The organism is Pseudokineococcus lusitanus, assembly GCF_003751265.1.
GTDB classification, from domain to species: Bacteria; Actinomycetota; Actinomycetes; order Actinomycetales; family Quadrisphaeraceae; genus Pseudokineococcus; species Pseudokineococcus lusitanus.
The window spans coordinates 195,380-218,203 of record NZ_RJKN01000007.1 but is presented as its reverse complement, the minus strand read 5'-3'; the positions used below and the strand labels follow the sequence as shown (position 1 = coordinate 218,203).

General features: G+C 76.1%; 25 protein-coding genes. 11 read left to right on the top strand and 14 right to left on the bottom strand.

The features are described 5' to 3' along the window. Positions 1-2: 2 nt before the first annotated feature. The 4 genes from EDC03_RS14180 to bldC all read right to left on the bottom strand — a co-directional run bounded on the left by EDC03_RS14180 (position 3) and on the right by bldC (position 2,871). On the bottom strand, positions 3-242 hold the full coding sequence (locus tag EDC03_RS14180; protein ID WP_123380889.1) for an antitoxin: 240 nt from the start codon (positions 240-242) through the stop codon (positions 3-5). 135 nt (positions 243-377) lie between these two features. Further along, positions 378-1,754 (bottom strand): ATP-dependent 6-phosphofructokinase, encoded by a 1,377-nt coding sequence (locus EDC03_RS14175; RefSeq protein ID WP_123380888.1) that lies wholly within the window; start codon positions 1,752-1,754, stop codon positions 378-380. Positions 1,755-1,898: 144 nt separating this feature from the next. Continuing rightward, positions 1,899-2,408 carry a peptide deformylase gene (gene def / locus EDC03_RS14170; RefSeq protein WP_123380939.1) on the bottom strand — a complete coding sequence of 170 codons (510 nt, stop codon included), beginning with the start codon at positions 2,406-2,408 and terminating at the stop codon, positions 1,899-1,901. A 250-nt stretch (positions 2,409-2,658) separates the two neighbouring features. Continuing rightward, positions 2,659-2,871: a developmental transcriptional regulator BldC gene (gene bldC / locus EDC03_RS14165; protein WP_123380887.1), complete on the bottom strand. Its 213-nt coding sequence runs from the start codon at positions 2,869-2,871 to the stop codon at positions 2,659-2,661. A gap of 399 nt (positions 2,872-3,270) precedes the next feature. On the opposite strand from bldC, the gene EDC03_RS14160 reads away from it, so the two are divergent. Next, positions 3,271-3,534: a DUF3073 domain-containing protein gene (locus tag EDC03_RS14160; RefSeq protein WP_241967200.1), complete on the top strand. Its 264-nt coding sequence runs from the start codon at positions 3,271-3,273 to the stop codon at positions 3,532-3,534. A gap of 118 nt (positions 3,535-3,652) precedes the next feature. Here the strand turns inward: EDC03_RS14160 and purM are convergent, their stop codons facing one another. Further along, positions 3,653-4,777 (bottom strand): phosphoribosylformylglycinamidine cyclo-ligase, encoded by a 1,125-nt coding sequence (purM, locus tag EDC03_RS14155; RefSeq protein ID WP_123380885.1) that lies wholly within the window; start codon positions 4,775-4,777, stop codon positions 3,653-3,655. Continuing rightward, the gene (gene purF, locus EDC03_RS14150; protein ID WP_123380884.1) at positions 4,774-6,348 is read right to left on the bottom strand and encodes an amidophosphoribosyltransferase; all 1,575 of its coding nucleotides are present in this window, start codon (positions 6,346-6,348) and stop codon (positions 4,774-4,776) included. Before purF ends, purM begins: the two co-directional genes overlap by 4 nt. A 155-nt stretch (positions 6,349-6,503) precedes the next feature. Here purF and EDC03_RS14145 point away from each other — a divergent pair, with 155 nt between their 5' ends. From EDC03_RS14145 to EDC03_RS14120, 6 genes are all read left to right on the top strand, one after another. Next, the gene (locus EDC03_RS14145) at positions 6,504-8,501 is read left to right on the top strand and encodes a glycoside hydrolase family 84 protein (RefSeq protein ID WP_123380883.1); all 1,998 of its coding nucleotides are present in this window, start codon (positions 6,504-6,506) and stop codon (positions 8,499-8,501) included. A 142-nt stretch (positions 8,502-8,643) separates the two neighbouring features. Then, positions 8,644-9,126: a hypothetical protein gene (locus tag EDC03_RS14140; RefSeq protein ID WP_148058098.1), complete on the top strand. Its 483-nt coding sequence runs from the start codon at positions 8,644-8,646 to the stop codon at positions 9,124-9,126. Positions 9,127-9,178: 52 nt separating this feature from the next. Continuing rightward, positions 9,179-9,661 (top strand): hypothetical protein, encoded by a 483-nt coding sequence (locus EDC03_RS14135; RefSeq protein ID WP_123380881.1) that lies wholly within the window; start codon positions 9,179-9,181, stop codon positions 9,659-9,661. Further along, positions 9,658-10,173: a hypothetical protein gene (locus EDC03_RS14130; protein ID WP_123380880.1), complete on the top strand. Its 516-nt coding sequence runs from the start codon at positions 9,658-9,660 to the stop codon at positions 10,171-10,173. Before EDC03_RS14135 ends, EDC03_RS14130 begins: the two co-directional genes overlap by 4 nt. Positions 10,174-10,276: 103 nt before the next feature. After that, positions 10,277-10,822: a PH domain-containing protein gene (locus EDC03_RS14125; RefSeq protein ID WP_148058097.1), complete on the top strand. Its 546-nt coding sequence runs from the start codon at positions 10,277-10,279 to the stop codon at positions 10,820-10,822. An 11-nt stretch (positions 10,823-10,833) separates the two neighbouring features. Further along, positions 10,834-11,274: a hypothetical protein gene (locus EDC03_RS14120; RefSeq protein ID WP_123380878.1), complete on the top strand. Its 441-nt coding sequence runs from the start codon at positions 10,834-10,836 to the stop codon at positions 11,272-11,274. A gap of 57 nt (positions 11,275-11,331) precedes the next feature. Here the strand turns inward: EDC03_RS14120 and EDC03_RS14115 are convergent, their stop codons facing one another. Continuing rightward, complete coding sequence (locus tag EDC03_RS14115; protein ID WP_123380877.1) at positions 11,332-12,525, bottom strand: RtcB family protein; 1,194 nt, start codon at positions 12,523-12,525, stop codon at positions 11,332-11,334. Between the two features lie 231 nt (positions 12,526-12,756). Here EDC03_RS14115 and EDC03_RS14110 point away from each other — a divergent pair, with 231 nt between their 5' ends. Next, entirely contained in the window at positions 12,757-14,640 is a 1,884-nt protein-coding gene (locus EDC03_RS14110; RefSeq protein WP_123380876.1) for an amidase, read from the top strand. Further along, complete coding sequence (locus EDC03_RS14105; RefSeq protein ID WP_123380875.1) at positions 14,637-14,870, top strand: hypothetical protein; 234 nt, start codon at positions 14,637-14,639, stop codon at positions 14,868-14,870. The genes EDC03_RS14110 and EDC03_RS14105 overlap by 4 nt, the downstream gene beginning before the upstream one ends. A gap of 7 nt (positions 14,871-14,877) precedes the next feature. On the opposite strand, the gene EDC03_RS14100 is transcribed toward EDC03_RS14105, so the two are convergent. From EDC03_RS14100 to purL, 4 genes are all read right to left on the bottom strand, one after another. After that, the gene (locus tag EDC03_RS14100; protein ID WP_123380874.1) at positions 14,878-15,183 is read right to left on the bottom strand and encodes a hypothetical protein; all 306 of its coding nucleotides are present in this window, start codon (positions 15,181-15,183) and stop codon (positions 14,878-14,880) included. After that, positions 15,180-15,458 (bottom strand): hypothetical protein, encoded by a 279-nt coding sequence (locus tag EDC03_RS14095; protein WP_123380873.1) that lies wholly within the window; start codon positions 15,456-15,458, stop codon positions 15,180-15,182. Before EDC03_RS14095 ends, EDC03_RS14100 begins: the two co-directional genes overlap by 4 nt. Before the next feature lie 167 nt (positions 15,459-15,625). Next, positions 15,626-15,997 carry a sterol carrier family protein gene (locus tag EDC03_RS14090; protein WP_123380872.1) on the bottom strand — a complete coding sequence of 124 codons (372 nt, stop codon included), beginning with the start codon at positions 15,995-15,997 and terminating at the stop codon, positions 15,626-15,628. Between the two features lie 2 nt (positions 15,998-15,999). After that, a complete protein-coding gene (gene purL, locus EDC03_RS14085; protein ID WP_123380871.1) occupies positions 16,000-18,330 on the bottom strand; it encodes a phosphoribosylformylglycinamidine synthase subunit PurL in 2,331 nt (776 codons plus the stop codon). A 104-nt stretch (positions 18,331-18,434) separates the two neighbouring features. On the opposite strand from purL, the gene EDC03_RS17930 reads away from it, so the two are divergent. Continuing rightward, entirely contained in the window at positions 18,435-19,259 is an 825-nt protein-coding gene (locus EDC03_RS17930) for a M15 family metallopeptidase (protein ID WP_199720270.1), read from the top strand. An 18-nt stretch (positions 19,260-19,277) separates the two neighbouring features. Here the strand turns inward: EDC03_RS17930 and EDC03_RS14075 are convergent, their stop codons facing one another. Then, positions 19,278-19,769, bottom strand: coding sequence for a hypothetical protein (locus EDC03_RS14075; protein ID WP_123380870.1), 492 nt, complete (start codon positions 19,767-19,769; stop codon positions 19,278-19,280). A gap of 39 nt (positions 19,770-19,808) precedes the next feature. After that, positions 19,809-20,612, bottom strand: coding sequence for a carbon-nitrogen hydrolase family protein (locus EDC03_RS14070; protein ID WP_123380869.1), 804 nt, complete (start codon positions 20,610-20,612; stop codon positions 19,809-19,811). A 40-nt stretch (positions 20,613-20,652) separates the two neighbouring features. Here EDC03_RS14070 and EDC03_RS14065 point away from each other — a divergent pair, with 40 nt between their 5' ends. Continuing rightward, a complete protein-coding gene (locus EDC03_RS14065; protein ID WP_123380868.1) occupies positions 20,653-21,300 on the top strand; it encodes a GntR family transcriptional regulator in 648 nt (215 codons plus the stop codon). 13 nt (positions 21,301-21,313) lie between these two features. On the opposite strand, the gene EDC03_RS14060 is transcribed toward EDC03_RS14065, so the two are convergent. Then, positions 21,314-22,708 carry an MFS transporter gene (locus EDC03_RS14060; RefSeq protein WP_123380867.1) on the bottom strand — a complete coding sequence of 465 codons (1,395 nt, stop codon included), beginning with the start codon at positions 22,706-22,708 and terminating at the stop codon, positions 21,314-21,316. Positions 22,709-22,824 lie beyond the last annotated feature (116 nt).

Sequence of the window (22,824 nt, the reverse complement as noted above, 5' to 3'; positions counted from 1 at the left end):
CGTCAGCGGTGCGGCCGACGCCCCACCGGGCCGTCGGTGCCGTCCTCCGGCCGACGGCCCGTCGAGCCGCCGAGGGCCTTCGAGGCCGCGTCCTTCGCCTTGGCGATCTGCGAGGCGTGCTTGCCACCCGTCCGCCGGTCCACGACGTCCCCGAGCCGGTCGAGGCCCGAGGTCACCTTGTCGGGGTTCTGCGACGCGAAGCGCCGCGCCTGCCCCACGAGCCTGCCGATGTTGAGCGCCACGGTGGTCTCCTCTCGCGTGGCCCGCGCCGACGGGCGGGTCGCCCGCGGCCGGTGCCGTCGCCACCACAACACCCCCGGGGCCGCCGCGGTTCCCGCGCACCGCCCCGCGACGGGCGGCGCCGGGCTCCCGGGCGGTCACTGGCCCCCGAAGGCGGGCACCTCGATGCTCTCCTCGCCCACGCCGAAGCTGACCGGCTGCCCCGTGGCCTCGAGGACCGACCACCACAGGTCGCCGTTGGGGTCCACCCGGTTGCGGGTGCTGACGGCGAGCTGGATCGGGATGTGCACGAAGCGGCGGCGCCAGCGCCCGACGACCATGTTGGTCCGCCCCGCCATCGCCGCGTGGACGGCGGCGTGCGCCAGCCGCGTGCAGTAGACGGAGTCGTAGGGGTTGGCGGGCACGCTGCGGATGACGTAGCTCGGGTCGATGTAGCGGAGGTTCAGCTCGAGGCCGCGGGAGGAGAAGTCCTCCGAGATGCGCTGCCGCAGCAGCCGTCCCACGTCCTGCAGACGCTTGTTGCCCGACGCGTCGACGAGGCCGCCCTCGGCGTCGGCCTCGGTGAACAGCTCCTGGCCGGCCCCCTCGGCGGCCACGACGAGGGCGTGGCCCTGCGTGGCGACCCGCTCGCGGAGGTGCTCCAGGAAGCCGCCCGGCCCGTCGAGGTGGAACGGGACCTCGGGGATGAGCACGAAGTCGGCGTCGTTCTGCGCCAGCGCCGCGTAGCAGGCGATGAAGCCGCTGTGGCGCCCCATGAGCTTCACGACGCTGACGCCGCCGGGCGCGGACCGGGCCTCGACCTTGGCGCTGCGGATGGAGCGCGTGGCCTCCGAGAAGGCGGTCTGGAAGCCGAAGCTCTGGTCGAGGAAGGGGATGTCGTTGTCGATCGTCTTGGGGACGCCGACGACGCCGATGGCGCGGTCGCGGCGGGAGATCTCCGCCGAGATGCGCTGCGCGCCCTTCATCGACCCGTCGCCGCCGATGACGAAGAGGATGTTGATGCCCATCCGCTCGAGGCAGTCGACGATCTGGCCGATGTCCTGCTGACCGCGCGAGCTGCCGAGGATGGTGCCGCCCAGCGCCGCGATGCCGTCGACGGACTCGACGGACAGGTCCACGACGTCGTGGCCGTACTCGGGCACGAAGCCCTGGTACCCGTTGCGGAAGCCGTGGATCCGGCGGACGCCGTAGTGCGTCGTCAGCTCCGAGACGAGGCCGCGGATGACGTTGTTGATGCCGGGGCAGAGCCCTCCGCACGTGACGATGCCGACGCGCACCTTCGAGGGGTCGAAGAAGAGCTTCCGCCGCGGGCCGGCGGCCTCGAGGCTGAGCTGCGGGGAGTCCCCGCGGCGCTCGGACGACGACAGCGTGTCGTCGAAGAGGATGCGGTCGCCCTCCTCGACGGCGTGGTGGCTCGTCCGCCGGGCCTCGAGGAGCGGGGCGAGGGGGGACGGGACCGTGCGGGGCCCGAGCGTCTGCACCTCGAAGTCGATGTCGGCGTCGCTGCGCGCCATGGCGCCTCCTGCGGGTCGTCTCGGCCGGGGGGTCCGGGCGGCCCGCGGCACGTGACGTGCGTCACGCCACCGCCGACCGTCCCCATCCTGGCGCATCCGCCGCCCGTCCCGGCGCCGGGGCGCCGGCCGGGGGCGGCGCGGGGGTCAGCGGGGGGCGAGCCCCGCGGCGGTGAGGACGGCGGCGCGCGTCGGGGCGTCGAGCCGGTCGACGTAGAGCGTGCCGTCGAGGTGGTCGGTCTCGTGCTGCAGGCAGACCGCCGCGACCCCGTCCGTGGAGACGCGGACCGGCTCGCCGAAGACGTCGACGCCCGTGACGACGGCCGTGGCCGCCCGCTCGACCGGCGCCGTCTCCCCCGGGACGGAGAGGCAGCCCTCGTCCTCGGTCACGCGCCGCGCGAGGAGGGGCAGCTTGAGGACGGGGTTGACGACCGTCGCGACGACGCGGTTGCCGCGGGCGTCCGGGCAGTCCATGACGAAGATGCGGGCGTCGACGCCGATCTGGTTGGCGGCCAGCCCGACCCCGTCCGCCGCGTACATGCTGGCGACCATGTCGGCCTCCAGCTGGCGGAGCGCGTCGTCGAAGACGGTGACGGGCGCGCACGGACGGTGCAGGACGGGGTCGCCGTCGCGGACGACCGGGTGCACGACGCCCACCGGGCCGTCGCCGTCGCGCGGCGCGGGCGCCGGGGCGCCCGCCGTGTCCTCGATCTCGCCGGACGGCACGGCTCCTCCTCGCGGGTCCGCGCAGCGGTGGGCGGATCCCGCCGTGCGCGGGCCCGATCGTAGTCCGCGGCCCGGCCGGGCCCCGGCGCCCCGGGAGGCGGCGCACCCCGGTACGCGGACGGCCGGGGCGACGACCACGGAGAGTGGTCGTCGCCCCGGCCGTCGAGGGTCGGTGCCGGCGTCAGGCGTCGGCGGAGCGCTGCTGCGGCAGCACGCCCGCGAGGAGCGAGCGGACCTCGGCCTCGCGGTAGCGGCGGTGGCCGCCGAGGGTGCGGATGGAGGAGAGCTTGCCCGCCTTCGCCCAGCGGGTGACGGTCTTCGGGTCCACCCGGAAGAGCGCCGCCACCTCGGCGGGCGTGAGCAGGGTCTCGACCTCGTCGGTCCGAGCGGTCATGGCGTCCTCCAGGTCTGAAAAGCCGTCCCGTCGCCGGGCTGGTGCCCCCCGTGGGCGGCTGGTGCAGCGAGTGTGGCGCTCCTCCCTGGGAGTCGCCATAGTCCGTAATGACTAGGTCCTGTGATTTCGTCGCCCTGCGGCGTCACGGGCACCCAGCGTGACCGGCCGGTCCCCCTTCTGCTCCATCTGTCGCAGAAGTGCTCCCGCCCGGTCACCGTGCGTCATCCCAGTGTGCAGCCCGACGGCCCGTCGCGCCGCCCGGGTCGTCCCGTTCTCACCCCGTCGGCGCAGCGCCGACCCGGACGGGTGAGGGGATCCGTCGCCGGCCCCCCGTGACCGTCCGGCCGGACGGGTGTGCCGGATGCCCGGGCCAGGCTGTAGCGTTGAGGGCACGCAGAGATGACCACGCCCCGGGACCGCCGCTCGCCGGCCTGCCCGGCACGACGTTCAGAGGGGGTCGACGCCATGGGGCGCGGCCGTCAGAAGGCGAAGCAGACCAAGGTCGCTCGCCAGCTCAAGTACTACAGCCCGGAGACGGACTACAAGTCCCTCGAGCGCGAGCTCGGGCACCCCGGCGCGTCGTACGAGTCCCCGGAGCGTGAGCGCCCCGACGACGACGCGGAGGACGACGGCTACAGCCGTTGGGCCACCGGCTCCGGCTGACCGGCGTCGGCCGGGGCCACCGGCCCCACCCGCACAGCACGTCGGCCCCCTGCCCCGGCAGGACGGCCGACGTGCTGCTGCGCGTCGTGCCGGCAGGTCGGCGGTGCCCACCCGGTGGTCAGGCGGCGGGGTGCTCCCCCGTGGTCCGCACGCTCCCGCCGTCCACGCCCTTCGCCCCGGCGGTCGTGCTCTCGTCGCGCAGGCCGTCGTCGTCGGCGACCCGTCCGAGCACCCACGTCGGCAGGTCGGCCGCCGCGAGCAGGCGGACCGCCTCGTCGGCGACGTCGGGGGCCACGACGGCGACCATGCCGACACCGAGGTTGAGCGTGCGCTCGAGGTCGGCGCGCGGCACCCCGCCGAGCCGGCCGACGAGCTGCACGACGGCGGGCGGCGTCCACGTCGCCCGGTCGACGACGGCCTGCAGCCCGACGGGCAGCACCCGCGCGAGGTTGGCCGCCAGCCCGCCGCCGGTGACGTGGCTCAACGCGTGGAGGTCGGCGCCGAGCCGGCCCGCGAGGTCGAGGCACGGCCGGGTGTAGAGCCGGGTGGGCTCCAGCAGCTCCTCGCCGAGGGTCCGCCCCAGCTCGTCGACGTGACGGTCGAGCGCCCAGCCGGCGTCCGCGACGACACGGCGCACGAGCGAGTAGCCGTTGCTGTGGAGGCCGGACGCCGCCAGGCCGAGGACGACGTCCCCGGCCGCGACCCGGTGGGCGCCGAGGACGTCGTCGGCCTCGACGACGCCCGTCGCCGCGCCGGCGACGTCGTACTCGTCCGGGGCCATGAGGCCGGGGTGCTCCGCGGTCTCGCCGCCGACGAGCGCGGTGCCAGTCTCGGCGCAGCCCCGGGCGATGCCGCGGACGACGTCCGCCACACGCTCGGGCACGACGCGGCCGCAGGCGATGTAGTCGGTCATGAAGAGGGGCCGCGCGCCGCTCACGACGAGGTCGTCGACGACCATCGCCACGAGGTCGACACCGATCGTGTCGTGGACGTCCATGGCCCGGGCCACGGCGATCTTCGTGCCGACGCCGTCGGTCGAGGTCGTCAGCAGCGGCCGACGCATGCCCAGCAGGGCCGACGCGTCGAAGACGCCCGCGAAGCCGCCGAGACCGCCGAGCACCTCGGGGCCGTGCGTGCGGGCCACGGCCTCCTTCATGAGCGCGACCGCCCGGTCGCCCGCCTCGACGTCGACCCCGGCGTCGGCGTAGGTGGTGCCCCCGCCGGGGACGCCCGCGCCGGTCACCGGTCCTGCCCGACGCCGGCGCCGCTGGGGTCCTTCACGCCGCCGCTGGCGACGGCCGCCGCGGCCCCGGCCACGGCGTCGCGCCGCAGCTCCGTGAGGCCGAGCTCGAGCTGGTGCTTGCCGATCCGGTGGGCGTCCGGCAGCGGCACGGGGTACTCCCCCGTGAAGCAGGCGCTGCAGAGGCGGTCGGCGGGCTGCTCGGTCGCCTCGACCATCGCCTCCTGCGAGATGTAGCCGAGCGAGTCCGCGCCGATGCTGCGGCGGATCTCCTCGACGCCCAGGCCGGCGGCGATGAGCTCGGCGCGGCTGGCGAAGTCGATGCCGTAGAAGCAGGGCCACGTCACCGGCGGGGACGAGATGCGCACGTGCACCTCCGCGGCGCCCGCCTCGCGGAGCATCCGGACCAGCGCGCGCTGCGTGTTGCCGCGGACGACGGAGTCGTCGACGACGACGAGCCGCTTGCCGCGGATGACCTCGCGGAGCGGGTTGAGCTTGAGCCTGATGCCCAGCTGACGGATGGTCTGGTCCGGCTGGATGAAGGTGCGCCCGACGTAGCTGTTCTTGACGAGCCCCTGGCCGTAGGGGATGCCCGACGCCTCGGCGTACCCGATGGCGGCCGGGGTCCCCGACTCCGGGGTGGGGATGACGAGGTCGGCCTCGACGGGGTGCTCGGCGGCGAGCCGGCGGCCCATCTCGACCCGCGCCGCGTGGACGACGCGGCCGGAGATCGTCGTGTCCGGGCGGGCCAGGTAGACGTACTCGAAGACGCAGCCCTTCGGCGAGGCCTCGGCGAAGCGCACGCTGCGAAGGCCCTCGGCGTCGACGGCGACGAGCTCGCCCGGCTCGACCTCGCGCACGTAGCTGGCGCCGACGATGTCGAGCGCCGCCGTCTCGCTGGCGACCACCCAGCCGCGCTCGAGCCGTCCCAGCACGAGCGGGCGGATGCCGTGGCGGTCGCGCGCGGCGTAGAGGGTGCGCTCGTCCATGAAGACGAGGCTGAAGGCGCCCTCGAGCAGGGGCAGCACCTCCAGGGCCGTGGCCTCGAGCGTGCGGTCCGGGCGGCCCGCGAGCAGGGCGGTGACCAGGGCGGTGTCCGTCGTGTTGCCCCGCGCGAGCTCGCCGCTCGTGGCGGACTCGTGCTGCTCCCCGGACATCTCGGCGACCATCTCGCGCAGCGCGTGGCTGTTCGTGAGGTTGCCGTTGTGGCCGAGCGCGACGGTGCCGGAGGCCGTGGCCCCGAGCGTGGGCTGGGCGTTCTCCCAGCGGCTCGCCCCCGTCGTCGAGTAGCGCGTGTGGCCGATGGCCAGGGTGCCCTGGAGGGCCCGGAGCGCCGGCTCGTCGAAGACCTGGGAGACGAGGCCCATGTCCTTGTAGACGAGCAGCTGCGAGCCGGTGCTGACGGCGATCCCCGCCGACTCCTGGCCGCGGTGCTGCAGCGCGTAGAGGCCGAAGTACGTCAGCCGTGCGACGTCCTCGTCGGGGGCCCAGACGCCGAAGACCCCGCAGGCGTCCTGCGGGCCCTTCTCGCCGGGCATGAGGTCGTGGGTCAGCCGTCCGTCGCCACCGGGCACGTCGTCATGGTGGCACAACGGGCCGGGCAGGCCGGACGCCGTCGAGGCCGCCCGGGGGCTGATCGCCCCGGTGCGTCACCGTCCGTCCCGGTTCCGTCGGCGTAGTCCTATGGTCCAGGGACGAGCAGGACACCGCCGTCCCCCTGGAGGTCCTCATGGCCCACCGACCGTCCCGCGCCCTCGTCGCCGTCCCCGCGGCCCTCGCGCTGGCCGTCACGCTCGCGCCCGCCTCGGGCGCCGAGCCGGCGCCCGACGCCGCCCCGCTCGCCGCCACCGGCCCCGCGCTGCCGACGCTCCCCTCGGTCCACCCCGTCCCGCAGGACATCTCGCTGACGGGCACGCCCGTGCGGGTCGGCCCGCAGGCGCGGGTCCTCGTCGCCGAGGGCGTCGACGACGCCACGGTCGCCGTCGTCACCGCCGCCCTGGAGGCGGCGGGCGCCCGGCGGGTCGCCGTCGAGCCGGTCGGCGCCGCGCCCGCCGCGGGCGGGACGACCGTCGTCGTCGGGCCCGCCGCCGACCCGACCGTCGCGGAGGCCCTCGCCGCCGCCGGCGGGGAGGTGCCCGAGGAGACCCGCGCCGAGGGCTACGCGCTCGTCAGCGGCACCCGCGACGGCGCCGGGCTCGTCGTCCTCGCCGGCGACGACGCCGACGGCACCTTCTACGCCGCGCAGACGCTGCGGCAGCTCGTGTCGAGGGGCTCCGTGGCCTCGGTGGAGGTGCGCGACTTCCCGTCCATGCCGCTGCGGGGCAGCATCGAGGGCTTCTACGGGGCCCCGTGGACGCACGGCGAGCGCCTGGACCACCTCGACTTCCTCGGTGACGTCAAGGCCAACACGTACATCTACTCGCCGAAGGACGACCCGTACCTGCGGGAGGAGTGGCGCGAGCCGCACCCGGCCGACGACCTGGTCCTGCTCGGCGAGCTCGTCGCGGCCGCGGACGACAACCACGTGCGGCTCACCTACGCGCTCTCGCCGGGCAACTCGATCTGCTACTCCGACCCGGGCGACCTCGAGGCCCTCGTGGCCAAGCTCGACAGCGTCCACGCGGTCGGCGCCCGGAGCTTCTACGTCGCCCTCGACGACATCAGCTACACCGAGTGGAACTGCGCCGAGGACCAGGCCGCCTACGGCGACCCGGGCGAGGCGGTGGCCGGCACGGTGCAGGCCGAGCTGCTCAACGCGGTGCAGGAGCACCTCGACGGGCTGGAGGGCACGCAGCCGCTGCAGATGGTGCCGACCGAGTACTACAACAACGTCGACTCGCCCTACAAGGAGCGGCTGCGGACGCTGCTCGACCCGCGCGTCGTCGTCCAGTGGACGGGCACCGACGTCGTGCCGCCGCAGATCGGGGTGGCCGACGCCGAGCGCGCGGCCGACGTCTTCGGGCGCCCGACCTTCCTCTGGGACAACTACCCGGTCAACGACTTCGGGCAGACCGAGGGCCGGCTGCTCCTCGCGCCCTACGACCGCCGCCAGGCGGGGCTCTCGGAGCAGCTGGCGGGGATCGTGCTCAACCCCATGAACCAGAGCTCGCCGAGCGAGGTCGCCCTCCTCGGCGGGGCGTCGTTCGCCTGGAACGACCGCGACTACGACGCCACCGAGGCGTGGCACGGCGCGGCGCGCCACCTCGCCGGTGGCGACACCGCGACGACGGAGGCGCTGCTGCGCTTCTTCGACACCCAGCACCTCGCGCCCACCTTCGGCGACATCCCCTGGCAGGCGCAGGCCCCGCGGCTCGACGAGGAGCTCTCCGACGTCCGCGACGCCCTCGCCTCCGGCTCGCGGGCCGAGGCCCGTGCCGCCCTCGCCGACCTCGCCGGCGTCGCCGGGGACCTCGCCGCCGCACCGCAGCAGATCCGCGACGGCGTCGTGGACCCGCGCTTCGCCGAGCAGTCGCGGCCGTGGCTCGACGCGACGGCGCTCTGGGGCCGGTCGCTGCAGCGCACGACGCAGGGGCTGCAGCTCGCGCTGCGCGGTGACGCCCGCGCGGCCGACCGCTTCGCGCAGGCCGAGGCGCTGGCGGCCCGGGCCGCCGCGATCGAGACGATCCCGGGGACGACCCGCCCGCAGGGCCCGGTCCGGGTCGCCGACGGCGTCCTCGACACCTTCGTCGCCGACGCCCCCGGCCTCGTGGTGGTGCCCGCGCCCTGACGGGGACGGCGAGCGCGACGGAGGGCAGGCCACCGGGACGCGGTGACCTGCCCTTCGTCACGCTCGCCGGCCCGGGGACCACGGACGGGTGACGCCGGGCGCGCCGGGACCGGCGGGCGCGTCGCCCGGGCAGGCTGGCGGGGTGGCTCCCCTGCGGCTCGACCTCGGCGGGCTGCACGAGGAGTACGTCGTGGGCCGCGCGCCCCGCGTCCTGGGCACGCGGACGCGGGCGCTGCTCGTGGTGGCCGCCGTCGCCTGGGCGGTCGCCGCCGCGGTGCTCGTGCTGGGAGTCCTCGACTCCCACCTCCTGCAGCTCCTGCCCCTGCTGACGCCAGCTGTCCTGGCCGTCGCGGCGGCCACCCGAGGACCGGGGGACCGTCGGCCGCGCACGCGCCTGGAGCCGACCGGTCTCCACCTGCGGACCGGGGCCGCCGCGAGGACCGAGTGGTTGCCGTGGCGGGCGGTCTACCGCGTCACGGCGGACGCCGGCCGCGGGCGCCCGCCCGGCGAGGTCTGGTTGTCCGACGGACGACGCCTGCCGCTGGTCGGGATGCCGGAGCGCGACGTCGAGGTCCTCGCCCGGCGGCTCGAGGAGGGGCGCGCCGCGGAGGACACGGACGGGTGACCCGCGGTCCGACGACCGTCCTCGGCAGGGGCAGCCCGGCAGGCTGACGGGCGTGCCCCCGCTCCGCGTCGACCTGACAGGGCTGCGCGAGCGCTACGACGCCGGACAGGAGGTACCGGCCATGCCCCGCCGGCGGGTCTACGCGCTGGTCGGTGCCGGCGTCGTCCTCGTCGTGGCCTACGCCGTGGTCGTCGTCGGGGTGCTCGGGGAGCCGCTCTTCCGCTTGCTCCCGCTCATCACGACGCCCCTCTTCTGCTTCGCCCTCGGCATCTACCTCGGTCGGTCCGGGCGTCACCCGCACACGCGCCTGACACCCACGGAGCTGCATCTCCGGGAGCAGCTCTGGTCCAAGGAGGAGCTGCCGTGGGCCGACGTGCTCGTCGTCACCGCCCGCCGGGCGCAGAAGCGGGCGCCGGGCGAGGTGCACCTGCGGGACGGGCGCCGGCTCCGGCTCGTCGGGATGCCGGCCGACGACGTGGTCCGGCTCGCCGAGGCGCTCGACCGCGCCCGGGCCGCGGCGGCGGACGGCCGGTGACGCGGCCCCGGCGCCCGGACCGCGGTCGGCCCGACGAGCTCGTCCCGACGCCGATGACGGTCGACCTCACCGGTCTTCGGGCGGAGTACGACGTCCGGGACCCGCGCCCGCTGCGCGAGCGGGCGCGGCTCGGGTTCCGCGCCGTGGCGCTGGGCCTCGTCGCCGTCGCGTGCGGCGTGGCCGCGTGGTGGGGCGGGGCAGAGGCCGTCGTCCGGGTGCTCGGGGTGGTGGGCCTGGTCGCCTTCCTGAGGTGGATGACCGACCACCCGCGGTGGTGCGCGCGGACCCGCCTGGAGCCGGAGGTGCCCGAGGTCAAGGACGGCGGGATCGGCCGCGGTGACCGCTACCGGTGGTGGTTCGTCCGCGAGATCACCTGCCGGCCGGGACGGGCGGTCCCTGGCCGCGCGGTCCTCGGTGACGGGCGCCGCCTCCGGCTGCACGGGATGCCGGCCGACGAGGTCGACCGGCTCGCGGAGGCGCTGGAGCGGGCCCGTGCCGCCGCGAACGGTTGACGCCGGCGAGTGCCGCGACGTGGTCGCTCCGACAGGCTCCCCGACGACCGCTTCGCAGCACTCGGCGGGCGCTCCGTGACACTCGGTACCCCGACACGATCGGGTGGCAGGACCTCCGGAGCGGCTGCGGGAGCACGCCGTCCACGGCAGGGTCTCGTCCGTGGCGGGGGCGGACGGCGGCGAGGGCCTGCGCATCGACACCTCCGGGCTCGACGCGACGTACCACTCCGAGGGCCTCCCGCCGCTGCTCACCCCCGGCGGTCGCCAAGCGCTGCGGACGCTCGTCGTCGGAGGCCTCGTCGCGCTCGGTCTCTTCGCCGTCTTCGGGCCCGGGCAGCTGGCCCACCTCGTGCCGCTGGCCGTCTTCGGCCTCGGCGGGGAGATGCTGGCCCGCGCGCTCGACCGGACGACGCGGGTCTCCCCCACCCACCTCGACGTCCGCCCCGCGGGACGGCGTCGGGTCGTGCCGTGGGACGACGTGCGGGAGCTCGTGCCGCCCACCGCCTTCGGCGACGGCGGCCGCGCCCACCTCGCCGACGGCACCACGGTGCCGCTGCCGAACGTGCCGGCCGAGCACGTCGAGCGGCTGGGGGCGGCGATCGAGGAGGCGCGGCGGCGAGAGCACGGCGCTAGGGAGGGGGCGTCGTGACACGAGCCGCCGTGACGGTGCCGAGGGACGTGCGGCGCGCCTACCGGGAACGGTGGTTGCCGCGCGACGGTCGCAAGAGAGCCGCAGCTGTCGTCCTTCTCTTCATTAGCGCGCTCGTCGTCGCCGGCATCGTCGTCACGGCGGCCGTGACCTCGACCTGGACGATGCTCCCCGGCCTGGCCGGTCTTCTACCGTCGGTCACCTTGCATCCCCGGGGCATCGATGTGGCGGAGCGCGCCCTCAGAAAGCGCAACGGCCTGGTGCGTGGCCATTGGGTGACGTGGGACGAGGTCCTCGCCGTCGAACCTCCTGGGCGCTGGCGGGACCTGGGTATCGCCCGGCTCGTCGACGGACGTGTCCTCGAGCTGCGCGGCATGGCGCCCGACGACGTCGTCCGCCTCGCGGCCGCGCTGTCCGAGGCGAGGGCCGAGCCCGAGGGCTCGCGAGACTGACGAACGGCAGGGACCCGTCCCCGGGGACCTGCCGTTCGTCGGTCTCGACGCGCGACCTCAGTCGCCCTTGACGTTCACCACCTGCCGCAGCGTGTGGCGGACGTCGACGAGCCGGGCGGCGTCGGCCATGACGACGTCGATGGCCTTGTACGCCTCGGGGTGCTCGTCGAGGAAGGCGTCGGACTCGCCCCAGACCACGTCGCCCATGCGGGCGTCGAGGTCGCTGCGCGAGAAGCGCTTGCGCGCCGCCGAGCGGGACCAGGCCCGCCCGGCACCGTGCGGCGACGAGTGCAGGGCGACGGGGTCGCCCCGGCCCACGACGACGTAGGACGCGTCGCCCATCGACCCCGGCACGAGGCCGAGCTCGCCCTCGCGGGCGCTGATGGCGCCCTTGCGGGACAACCACACCTCACGCCCGTAGTGGGTCTCGCGGGCGGTGTAGTTGTGGTGGCAGCCGATCGTCTCCTCGCGGACGACGTCCTCCGGCCCGCCCAGGCCGAGGGCCTCGGCGAGCGCGGCGACGACGCGGTCCATCATCTCCTCGCGGTTGAGGGCGGCGAAGCGCTGCGCCCACAGGAGGGCCTCGACGTAGGCGTCGAACTCCGGCTCCCCCTCCACGAGGTAGGCGAGGTCGCGGTCCGGCAGGTCGTAGAACCGCCGTGCCGCCTGCTCCTGCGCCACCCGGATGTGCCGCTGCGCCAGCTGGTTCCCCACGCCGCGCGAGCCGGAGTGGAGGAACAGCCACACCCGGCCGAGCTCGTCGGAGGAGACCTCGACGAAGTGGTTGCCCGAGCCGAGGGTGCCCAGCTGCCGCTCCCAGCGCCGCGAGACCTCGTCCGCCTGCTCCGCGCCGGGCATCTCCCGCAGCTCCGCGACACGAGGCTCCGCGGTCGCCTCCACCCCGCGGTTGCGCCCGCCCGCCGACAGCGGCACGCGGCGGCTGATGCCGGCGTGCAGCGCCCGGAGGTCGGTGCGGCGCAGCGCCTCGACGTCGTACGGCGTCCGGACGGCGAGCATCCCGCAGCCGATGTCGACGCCGACGGCGGCGGGGATGATCGCGCCGTCGGTGGGGATGACGGAGCCGACCGTCGCCCCCTTGCCGAGGTGCGCGTCGGGCATGAGGGCCACGTGCGGGTGGACGAACGGCATGGTCGCCGTCGTGAGCGCCTGCTCGCGGGTGGCGTCGTCGAGGATCGACGCCCAGCTCAGCAGGTGCGGGGAGAGCCGGTCGGGCCGGCCGTCGGTGGGCATGGGTCTGCTCTCTCGTGGTGGTGGTGGGGTCGCCGAGGTCACCGGGACCTCTGCGCACGGCACGCCGGGGCGGCGGCCGCGGCCACCCTCGCCGAGCCCGGCCGCTGCCGTCACCTGCATTTCCGGGTCCGAGAACAGGTGTGCCCCAGTTCGTCCACGGACGACCCAGGAGATGCGTGCCCGGGGCAGGCTCCCCCCACCGCAACGACCGTCCTCCGAGGAGAGCCCCAGGTGACCACCACCGCCCCGCACGGCGCCGCCACCGCGGCGTCCGCCGAGACCTCTGCCGGCCCGTCCCGGCGCACCGTGGTCGGCCTCGGCGCCGCCCTCGGCGTCGCCGTCGCGAGCACGCTGCGTGCCCGCCCGGCCGCCGCCACGACCGCCGAGCTGGACCGCGCGCTGCGCGACCTGCCCGCCCCGGCGCGGCGCGACCGCCTCGTCGACCACGAGGTCGTCGAGCTCGCCGTCCTCCTGCGCCGCGGCGACGTCACCGCCGTCCAGGTGCTCGACGCGTACCTGGCCCGCATCGACGCCCTCAACGGGCCCTTCGAGGTCTACGGCGACAACGGCGGCTACAACGCCTTCGTCCGCGTCGACCGCACCGGCGCCCGCGCGGCCGCCGAGGCCGCCGACGCCCGCTTCCGCGCGGCCCGCACGAGCGGGGAGGTCGTGCCCCCGCTGTGCGGCATCCCCTTCGGCATCAAGGACTCCGTCGGCGTCGAGGGGCGGGAGGCCCGCAACGGCACGCTCGCCTTTGCCGGCAACGTCGCCCTCCGCGACGCGACGGTCGTCGCCCGCCTCCGCGAGCAGGGCGCCGTCCTGCTCGGCCACACCATCGCGTCGGCGTTCTCCGGCAGTATCGCGGGGACCTTCGCCGGCAACGCCTGGGACCCGGCGCGGGTCCCCGGCGGGTCGAGCCAGGGCTCCGGCGTCGCCCCCGTGGCCCGCCTGTGCGCCGCGGCGATCGGCGAGGAGACCGGCGGGTCGATCATCATGCCGGCGGCCGCCAACGGGGCGAGCGCCATCAAGCCCTCGCTGGGCGCCGCCTCCGTCGCGGGCGTCATGCCGCTCTCGCCGGGCGTCGACGTCGTCGGGCCCATCACGCGCTCGGTCCGCGACAGCGTCCTCGTCATGAACGCCATCGCGGGTGTCGACCAGTCCGGTGACCCGCTCACGCTCTCCGCCCCGATGCCCTTCCCCGAGGTGCCGCTCTCGCCCCGCGGCGGCGCCCGGCCGCTCGCCGGCCTGCGCATCGGGGTGCCGCAGACCGACTGGATGACGGCCGCACCGATCGGGACGCCGCCGCAGTCGACCTACGGCCGCGACCACGCCGACGTCTGGCGCCGGCTGGTCCGCCAGCTGCGCGTCATGGGCGCCACGGTCACCGAGTTCCCCGGCCTCGACGTCACCGACCCCGCGCAGGACCCGTACTTCCGCTCCCCCGACGTGCTGGGGGTCTCCGACGGCACGGCCGTCACGGCGCTGTCCGCCGTCGTGCAGTCCAACCGCTACGAGATCCGCTACTGGGACGCCGTCCGCGACTTCGCCGCCACGCGGCCCGCCGACCAGGCCGCCGCACTGCTCGCGCAGTACGGCCGGGTCCGCCCCGGGACGACGGAGCGCACGTGGGAGGCGGCGTCGGCGCTCGGCGGCGGCATCACGAACGCCGTCCGCGCGGAGGGCGAGCGCCGGCGCCGCCGGCTGCAGGCCAACTACCAGGACGCCCTCGACGCGGCGGACGTCGACGTCATGCTCGTGCTGCCGATCGGCGACCACGTCGGTCCCCGGTTCGGCGGCGGCTCGCAGCTGCCCAACTACCGCCGCTGGTTCCAGCTGCCCAACGCCCTCGGGTGGCCGATGGTCACCTTCCCCGTCGGCCTCGGGCGCTTCACGCGGCTGCCGGTCAACGCGGCGCTGTGGGGCCCGCGCTTCTCCGAGGCGACGATCGTCCAGGCCGCCGTCGACTACCAGGACCGCTACCCCGAGCACCACCGCGCGGCCCCGCCCGACCCGGTCTTCGCGCCCGCCCCGCAGGCCCGCCGCGCCGCGGCGCCCGAGGTCGTGCCGCCCGAGTACTCCAACGACCCGCTCGTCAACGCCGAGGCGGACCGGTGAGCGGCGTCGGCACGCCGTCCGAGCGGGCCGACGGCCGCACCGACGGGGGCGGCCGCTTCCTCACCGTCGGGTGGACCCGGCTCGACCGCGCCGGCCTGCTGCCGACGTCACCGTCCGCCGACTCGCCGCGCGCGCTGACCGTCGGGTGGACACCGACGCTCGGCACGGTCTGGTACCCGGCCGACGCGCCGCAGGACCCGGCGACGGGGGTGGCGCCGCCGCGGGTGTGAGGTCGGCTCAGGCGACGCCCAGCATCTGGAGCAGCTGGTAGCCGCCGAGTCCGAGCAGGCCGAGGACGGCGAGCACGACGAGAAGGGCCGTCCCGCAGCCGATGACCTCCCCCACCTCCAGGCGGGGAGGGCCGTCGGCCGGGAGCGGCGGCGGCGGCACCCAGCTGGCGACCGCCGCCGCCGCGTGCTCCTGGCTGCATGTGTGCAGCTCGTCGTCGCAGTCGGGCCCGTTGAGCTCGACCCACCACGAGTCGTCGTCGAGAGGAACCCCGCAGACGGCGCACGTCCCGCCGCCGTCCTCCCCGTCCGTCACCGCTCCCGCGGCCCCGCCAGCCGCTCGAGGACGACGCCGACGAGCCCGCCGAGCAGCCCGCCGGCGATGCCGAGGCCGGCCAGGAGGTACCCGAGGACGGACGAGCGGGGGAACTCGGGCGTCGCCGTCGCCTGCGTCGACAGGACGACGGCCACGACGACGCCGACGAGGACGCCCAGCACGATGAGCACGCGGTAGCGGGGCACCCGCCGGCGCACCACCCGCTGCGCCCCGGCCAGCTCCTCGGGGGTCGGGGCCTCCCGCTCGTCGCTCACGGGGACGACGCTACCCGGGCCGACGTGTGACCTCGTCGGGCGTGGTGAGCGCTTCCCACGCCCGACGAGGTCCCACGTCGGGAGGGAGGGTGAGGGGCGACGAGGCGGCGGGGTGGAGGGGGCGGACCGGCGGTCAGGGGTGGGCGGCGGTCAGGGGTGGGCGGCGGTCAGGGGTGGGGGAAGAGCGGCAGCGCGTCGCCCAGGACGGCCCGCAGCCCGCTGGCCCTCACCCGGCCCGCGTCGACGGCGTCGGCCCACCGCAGCCGGCCGGTGACGAGCTCGAGCCACGTGGCGGCGTCGGTCTCGACGACGTTCGGCGGCGTGCCGCGGGTGTGCCGCGGCCCCTCGACGCACTGCGCGACGCCGAAGGGCGGCACCCGCACCTCGACGCTGTTCCCGGGCAGCCGCGCCGCCAGCTCCTCGAGCGAGCCGCGCACCGCGAGCGCCGTCGCGGGCCGGCCGGCCGCGGCGGGGTCGGCCGCCCAGGCCGCGACGGCGTCCCGGGCGGCCTCGGCGCCGATGCGCCGCCGGGCCGGCACCCTCAGCCGCCGAACGCCTCGCGCAGCGTCGCCGTGGACACCGCGCGGAGCTCGTCGACGGGGACGGCGAAGAGGCCCTGGACGTCGAGGACCGCGCGGCCGGCGTCCCCGCCCGCGGCGTCGACGACGCCGACGCGCAGCGCCGGCTGCCGGCGGGCGCTGCAGACGTCGGTGAAGCGCACCTCCTCCGAGCGCGGCACGGAGACGAGGACGCGCGCCGTCGACTCGGAGAACAGGGCCGTCGCCGCGTCGACGCCGTCGCGCTCGCGCAGCTCGTCGAGCCACACGCGGGCGCCCACGCCGTAGCGCAGGCACCCCTCGACGAGGGCCTGCGCGAGCCCGCCCTCGGAGAGGTCGTGGGCGGCGTCGACGAGGCCGTCGCGGCTCGCGTTGACGAGGACGTCGCCCAGGAGCCGCTCCGCCTCGAGGTCCACGACCGGGGGGAGGCCGCCGAGGTGGCCGTGCTCGACCTCGGCCCACGCGGAGCCGTCGAGCTCGAGCCGCGTGGTGCCGAGCAGGTACAGCGCCTGCCCGGGCTCCCGCCAGCCGGACGGCGTGCGGCGCGCGACGTCGTCGAGCACCCCGAGCACGCCGACGACGGGCGTCGGGTGGATGGGCGTGTCCGCCGTCGAGTTGTAGAGCGAGACGTTGCCGCCGGTGACGGGCACGCCGAGGACCCGGCACGCGTCCGCGAGGCCCGTGACGGCCTGCTGGAACTGCCACATGACGTCGGGGTCCTCGGGGCTGCCGAAGTTGAGGCAGTCGGTGACGGCGAGGGGGCGGGCGCCCGTCGTCGCGACGTTGCGGTACGCCTCCGCGAGCGCCAGCTGGGCGCCTGCGTAGGGGTCGAGGTAGCCGTAGCGGCCGTTGGCGTCCGTGGACACCGCGACGCCGAGCCCGGTGGCCTCGTCGACGCGGACCACGCCGGCGTCGTCGGGCATCGCGAGGGCCGTGTTGCCGAGCACGTACCGGTCGTACTGGTCGGTGACCCAGCCCTTGTCGGCGAGGTTCGGCGAGCCGACGAGGCGCAGCAGCGTCGCGCGCAGCTCCTCCCCCGACGCCGGCCGCGGGAGACCGGCGGCCGTGTCCGCCTGCAGGGCGTCCTGCCACGACGGGCGGGCGTAGGGGCGCTCGTAGACGGGCCCGTCGTGGGCGACGGTGCGCGGCGGCACGTCGACGACGACCTCGCCGCGCCAGGTGATGACGAGCCGGCCCGTCTCGGTGACCTCGCCGACGACGCTCGTCTCGACGTCCCAGCGCCGCACGACCTCCATGAACCGGTCGAGGTGCTCGGGACGGACGACGGCCATCATCCGCTCCTGGCTCTCGCTCATGAGGATCTCCTCGGGCGAGAGCGAGGGGTCGCGCAGCAGCACGGTGTCGAGCTCGACGTGCATGCCGCCGTCGCCGGCGCTGGCGAGCTCGCTCGTGGCGCAGGACAGCCCGGCGCCGCCGAGGTCCTGGATGCCCTCGACGACGCCCGCGCGGAAGAGCTCGAGGCAGCACTCGATGAGCACCTTCTCGGCGAAGGGGTCGCCCACCTGGACGCTCGGGCGCTTGGCCGGGCCCGTGGCGTCGAAGGTCTCCGAGGCCAGGACGGACACGCCGCCGATGCCGTCGCCGCCGGTGCGGGCGCCGAAGAGGACGACCTTGTTGCCGGCCCCGGTGGCGTTGGCGAGGTGGAGGTCCTCGTGCCGCATGACGCCGACGGCGAGCGCGTTGACGAGGGGGTTGCCCTGGTAGACGGCGTCGAAGACGACCTCGCCGCCGATGTTGGGCAGCCCGAGGCAGTTGCCGTACCCGCCGACCCCGGCGACGACGCCGTGGACGACCCGCGCGGTGTCCGGGTGGCCGATCGCGCCGAAGCGCAGCTGGTCCATCACCGCGACCGGGCGGGCCCCCATCGCGAGGATGTCGCGGACGATGCCGCCGACGCCCGTGGCCGCGCCCTGGTGCGGCTCGACGAAGCTCGGGTGGTTGTGGCTCTCGACCTTGAAGGTGACGGCCCAGCCGTCGCCGATGTCGACGACGCCGGCGTTCTCGCCGATGCCGACCATGAGGTGCTCGCGCATGGCCTCGGTGGTCTTCTCGCCGAACTGGCGCAGGTGCACCTTCGAGGACTTGTAGGAGCAGTGCTCGCTCCACATGACCGAGTACATGGCGAGCTCGGCGGAGGTGGGGCGGCGGCCGAGGATCTCGCGGATGCGCCCGTACTCCTCCTCGCGGAGGCCGAGCTCGCGCCACGGCTGGGTGACGTCCGGCGTCGTCGCCGCGCGGGCGACGGTGTCGAGGCCCGGCGCCTCCGGGCGGGCGGGGGCGGTCTGCGAGGCCATGCTGCGCAGGTTAGCGACGGCGGCGGCCCGTCCCGGCCGCCGTCCGCCCCCGGGGCGGGGACGGCGGGCTCAGGTCGGCGGCCCGACGTGCCGAGGAGGAGGACGTGGAGGCGTTGAGCAGCATCACCGCGCGCATGAGCACCCTGCAGGCCCACCTCGACGCGCTGTCGACGGGCCGGCCGGCCGCGGCCACGACGGCGGCCCCCGCGTCGGCGGACGCCTTCGCGCAGGCCCTGGCGCAGCAGGTGGGCGGCGGCGGGACGACGACCGCGCAGCAGATGCTCCCGGGCCTGACGTCCTCGACCCCCGCGGGCGGGGCGGCCGCCGAGCCGGCGCTCACCACCACGACGACGACCCTCTCCTCGCAGGGCCTCTCGCAGCTGCTGGAGTCCCTCACCGCCGCGGGCCGCTCCACGGGCACCGCCCCCGGGGCCGGTGGCACGGCCGCCGTGGGCGGCGTCGAGGCGCCGGGCCGGGCCGCGGCCCCGGCCGTGGCGACGTCCGGGAAGGTCGACGGCAAGGGCGTCCCGCTCGAGCTCAAGGCCTACGGCAACGGCAAGGTCCCGGAGGCGCAGCTCGTCGAGATCGGCGGCGCCGGCTCCGGCGAGCGGATGTGGGCGCCGGCCGCCGAGGCCTTCGACCGGATGTCCGCGGCCGCCCGGGCCGACGGCGTCCGCTTCTCCGTCAACGACAGCTACCGCTCCTACGGCGACCAGGTCGACATGGCCGAGCGCAAGGGGCTGCGCAGCCAGGGCGGTCTCGCCGCGGCGCCGGGCACGAGCAGCCACGGCTGGGGGCTGGCGGTCGACCTCCAGCTCGACGGGAAGGCGCTCGGCTGGATGCGCGACAACGCCGGGCGGTTCGGCTTCGCCGAGACCGTCAGCGGCGAGCCGTGGCACTGGGGCTTCAGCCCCGCGCGCGCCGCCTGACCCCGGGCCCCGCGGGCCTCAGCCCTCGCCGTCCCCCGTGGCGGCGTCGGTCGGCGTCGCCTCCAGCGCCGCCTCCACGGGCAGCCCCGCGTCGGCGGCGGCGTCGAGCGCCACGTCGCGCACGGCGGTCTCCCCGCCGGCCTCCTCGCAGCGGCTGTCGACGGCGGACGACGTCCCGCTGACCTGCTCGGTCGTCGGCGAGGCGGTGTCGCCGGACCGCAGCAGCACCGCGCGCGCCACGAGCTCCGCCGCCGCCGTCCGCGCGACGACGGGCGAGGCGGCCCAGTCCGCGCACGTGCCGGGCAGCTGGTCCAGCGCCGTGCCCAGCGCCGCGTCGGCCGAGCCGCCGAAGAGCTCCTCGGCCTCGCGCGCCGCGGCGTCCCGCCCGGCGTCGACGGCGCTGCGGCCGACGTCACGGGCGGAGTCCTCGAGGGTCGAGCAGCCCGACGCCACGAGGACGGCGGCGAGGGCGAGCGGGACGACGGCGAGGGAGCGGGCGGGGCGGCTCATGCCCCCATGGTGACGGACGCCCGCCGCCCCCTCCCCCGCTCAGACGCCGAGGTCCCGGCGACGGTTGGCGAGCACGGGCAGGACCCGGCGCGCGTCGTCGACGGCGTCGAGGTCCAGGTCGACGACGAGGGTGTCCTCCTCGGCGCCCAGCCGGTGCAGCACCTCGCCGAGCGGCGAGACCACGAGGCTGTGGCCCACGCCCGTGGGGGCCGCGCCGACCGGCCCGCCGGCGTCGGCCTGCCCGACGGCGACGACGACGCTCGTGGAGTCCAGCGCCCGGGCCCGCACGAGCAGCTCCCACTGCTCGACCTTCCCGGGGCCCGCGCCCCAGGAGGCGCAGACGACGACGAGCCGGGCGCCGCGGTCGGCCGCCGCGGTGAAGAGGGCCGGGAAGCGGACGTCGTAGCAGGTGGCCAGGCCGACGGGCTCGCCGTCGACGTCCGCGACGACGACGCCGGACCCGGGCTGCACCCCGTCGGACTCGGCGTAGCCGAAGGCGTCGAAGAGGTGGGTCTTGTCGTACGACGTCGTGCCGCCCGGCCCCGTGACGAGCAGGGTGTTGCGGACCCGTGCGTCGCCCTCCCCGGCCGCCGGCGTGAAGGTCCCGACGACGACGGTCACGCCGAGCCGCCGGGCCAGCGCGGTGACGGCCGTGGCCCAGGGCCCGTCGAGGGGCTCCGCCACCTCGGCGAGGGACCCGCCACCGAAGGCCCGCAGCACGGCCTCGGGGAGGACGACGAGCGTCGCCCCCCGCTCGGCCGCCGCGGTCACACGCTCCTCGACGAGGCGCAGGTTGGCCGCCGGGTCGTCGGTGCTGGTCATCTGGACGAGTGCTGCACGCATCGGGCCGCCTCCGGGGTGGTCAGTGGTGTATACGTCGAGTATGCGATCGAGCGCGTCCGCGGGGCGCGAGCGGGTGTACGAGCACCTCGTGCGCGAGGTGCTCGTGGACCCCCGCGCCCAGGGCGTCTACCTCAACGAGCAGGAGGTCGCCGACGCCGTCGGCGTCTCCCGCACGCCGGTGCGCGAGGCCCTGCTGGTGCTCGCGGCCGAGGGCCTCGTGGAGCTCGTCCCGCGCCGCGGCGCCCGCGTCCCGGTCGTCACCGGGCGGGAGATCACCGAGCTGATGGAGCTGCGCACGCTGCTGGAGGTGCACTCCGCCGACGTCGTCGTGGCGGCAGGCCGGACGCCCGTCGCGGCGATGACCGCCGTGCTCGACCAGCAGCGGGCGCTGGCCGGCGAGGACCCCCGCACGTCCGGGCGCCGCTTCATCGAGCTGGACCGCGAGTTCCACCAGGTGCTCGTGGACGCGGCCGGCAGCGCCCTCGTCTCGCGCACCTACGCGGGCCTGCGGGCCCGGCAGGTGCTGGTCGGCGTCGAGGCGCTGCTGCGCAGCGTCGACCGCCAGGAGCGGGTCTGCACCGAGCACGGCGAGATCCTCGACGCGCTCGGAGCGGGCGACCGGGCCGCCGCGCAGGAGGCGATCGAGCGGCACCTCGCGGTGACGCTCGACCTCCTCCTGCGCAGCTGACCCCGCCCGCGGGTCAGGCGCGGCCCGAGGGGCCGGCGGCGTCCGCCGGGGCGACGTCTTCGGCGAAGGAGGCGATGTACGCCTCGTCCTCGGAGACGTCGGAGTCGCGGCCGATCGCCAGCCCGACGCACGTCAGCGCAGCGGCGACGGCGAGGTAGCCGGCGATCCAGTAGGGGCTGCCGGTCTCCTCGTAGATGACCGTGAACATCAGCGGCGCGATGGCCCCGCCGAAGACGCCGGCGATCGTGTAGGCCAGCGAGCTGCCGGTGTAGCGCAGCCGCGGCGAGAACTGCTCGATGATGTACGCGGCCTGGGGCCCGTACATGAACGAGTGGAAGACCAGGCCGAGGGCGATGCCGACGACCAGCAGCCCGAGCGACGTGCCGTCCGTGATGCCGAAGAAGACGAAGGCCCACACGGCCCCGCCCACGGCGGCGACGGCGTAGAGGCCGCGGCGGCTGATGCGGTCGGAGACGGCTCCGGCCAGCGGGATGCCGACGAGCTGGAACGCCGAGCCCACGAGGACGGCGACCAGCACCTCGCTGCGCTCGAAGCCGAGCGCGACCGTGCCGTACGTCAGGGTGAAGACGGTGAAGAGCGCGTAGAGGACGTCCGGGCCGAGGCGGCTGAGGATGGCGGCGAGCAGGGGGCGACGCTGGTCGCGGAAGACCTCGCTGATGGGGGCGCTGGGCTTCTCGCCGCGCGCCTGGACGGCCCGGAAGACGGGCGTGTCCTCGAGCTTGAGGCGGATCCACAGGCCGAAGGCCACGAGGAGCGCCGAGAGCAGGAACGCGACGCGCCAGCCCCAGGAGAGGAACGCCTCCTCGGTGAGCAGCGCGGCCAGGGCCGCGAGCGCGCCGTTGGCGAGCAGGTTGCCGGCGGGCGGGCCGACCTGGGCGGCCGACGACCAGAACCCGCGACGCCGTGGGTCCCCGAACTCGCTCGAGAGCAGGACGGCGCCGCCCCACTCGCCGCCGACGCCGACGCCCTGGGCGAAGCGCAGCAGCACGAGGATGATCGGCGCGGCGATGCCGAGCGTCGCGTACCCCGGCAGCAGGCCGATGAGGAACGTCGCGACGCCGATGAGCAGCAGCGTCGCCACGAGGACGGGCTTGCGGCCGATCCGGTCGCCGAGACGGCCGAAGACGAACCCGCCGACGGGGCGCGAGACGTAGCCGACGGCGTACGTCGAGAAGGCGAGCACCGTCGCGGTGTACGGGTCGGACGCTGGGAAGAAGACCGCCGGGAAGACGATCGCCGAGGCGGCCGAGTAGACGGCGAAGTCGTACCACTCGAGCGAGGTGCCCGTGAGGCTGGCGGTGAACGCCTTGACGAGGCTCTTGCGCGGGACGGCGGGGGCGGCGGTGCCCCCGTCCGTGCCGCCGGGCGGTGCCGGGGAGCGGTCCATGTGTCCTCCTGCGGTGCGGGCGGGGGCGCGGCCCGGGGGCCGCGCCGGCCCCCGGGCAGGTCTCGCCCGGCGGCCGTGGCAGCGGTCCCGAGGTCGGGACCGCCCCTTGTACGACG

Excerpts from the sequence above, each read along its gene's own strand:
- EDC03_RS14070 (WP_123380869.1), bottom strand. The coding sequence starts at position 20,612 with ATGCGTGCAGCACTCGTCCAGATGACCAGCACCGACGACCCGGCGGCC.
- bldC (WP_123380887.1), bottom strand. The coding sequence starts at position 2,871 with ATGACCGCTCGGACCGACGAGGTCGAGACCCTGCTCACGCCCGCCGAG.
- EDC03_RS14175 (WP_123380888.1), bottom strand. The coding sequence starts at position 1,754 with ATGGCGCGCAGCGACGCCGACATCGACTTCGAGGTGCAGACGCTCGGG.
- EDC03_RS14160 (WP_241967200.1), top strand. The coding sequence starts at position 3,271 with ATGACCACGCCCCGGGACCGCCGCTCGCCGGCCTGCCCGGCACGACGT.
- EDC03_RS14115 (WP_123380877.1), bottom strand. The coding sequence starts at position 12,525 with ATGCCCACCGACGGCCGGCCCGACCGGCTCTCCCCGCACCTGCTGAGC.
- EDC03_RS14060 (WP_123380867.1), bottom strand. The coding sequence starts at position 22,708 with ATGGACCGCTCCCCGGCACCGCCCGGCGGCACGGACGGGGGCACCGCC.
- EDC03_RS14075 (WP_123380870.1), bottom strand. The coding sequence starts at position 19,769 with ATGAGCCGCCCCGCCCGCTCCCTCGCCGTCGTCCCGCTCGCCCTCGCC.
- EDC03_RS14145 (WP_123380883.1), top strand. The coding sequence starts at position 6,504 with ATGGCCCACCGACCGTCCCGCGCCCTCGTCGCCGTCCCCGCGGCCCTC.
- purL (WP_123380871.1), bottom strand. The coding sequence starts at position 18,330 with ATGGCCTCGCAGACCGCCCCCGCCCGCCCGGAGGCGCCGGGCCTCGAC.
- EDC03_RS14065 (WP_123380868.1), top strand. The coding sequence starts at position 20,653 with ATGCGATCGAGCGCGTCCGCGGGGCGCGAGCGGGTGTACGAGCACCTC.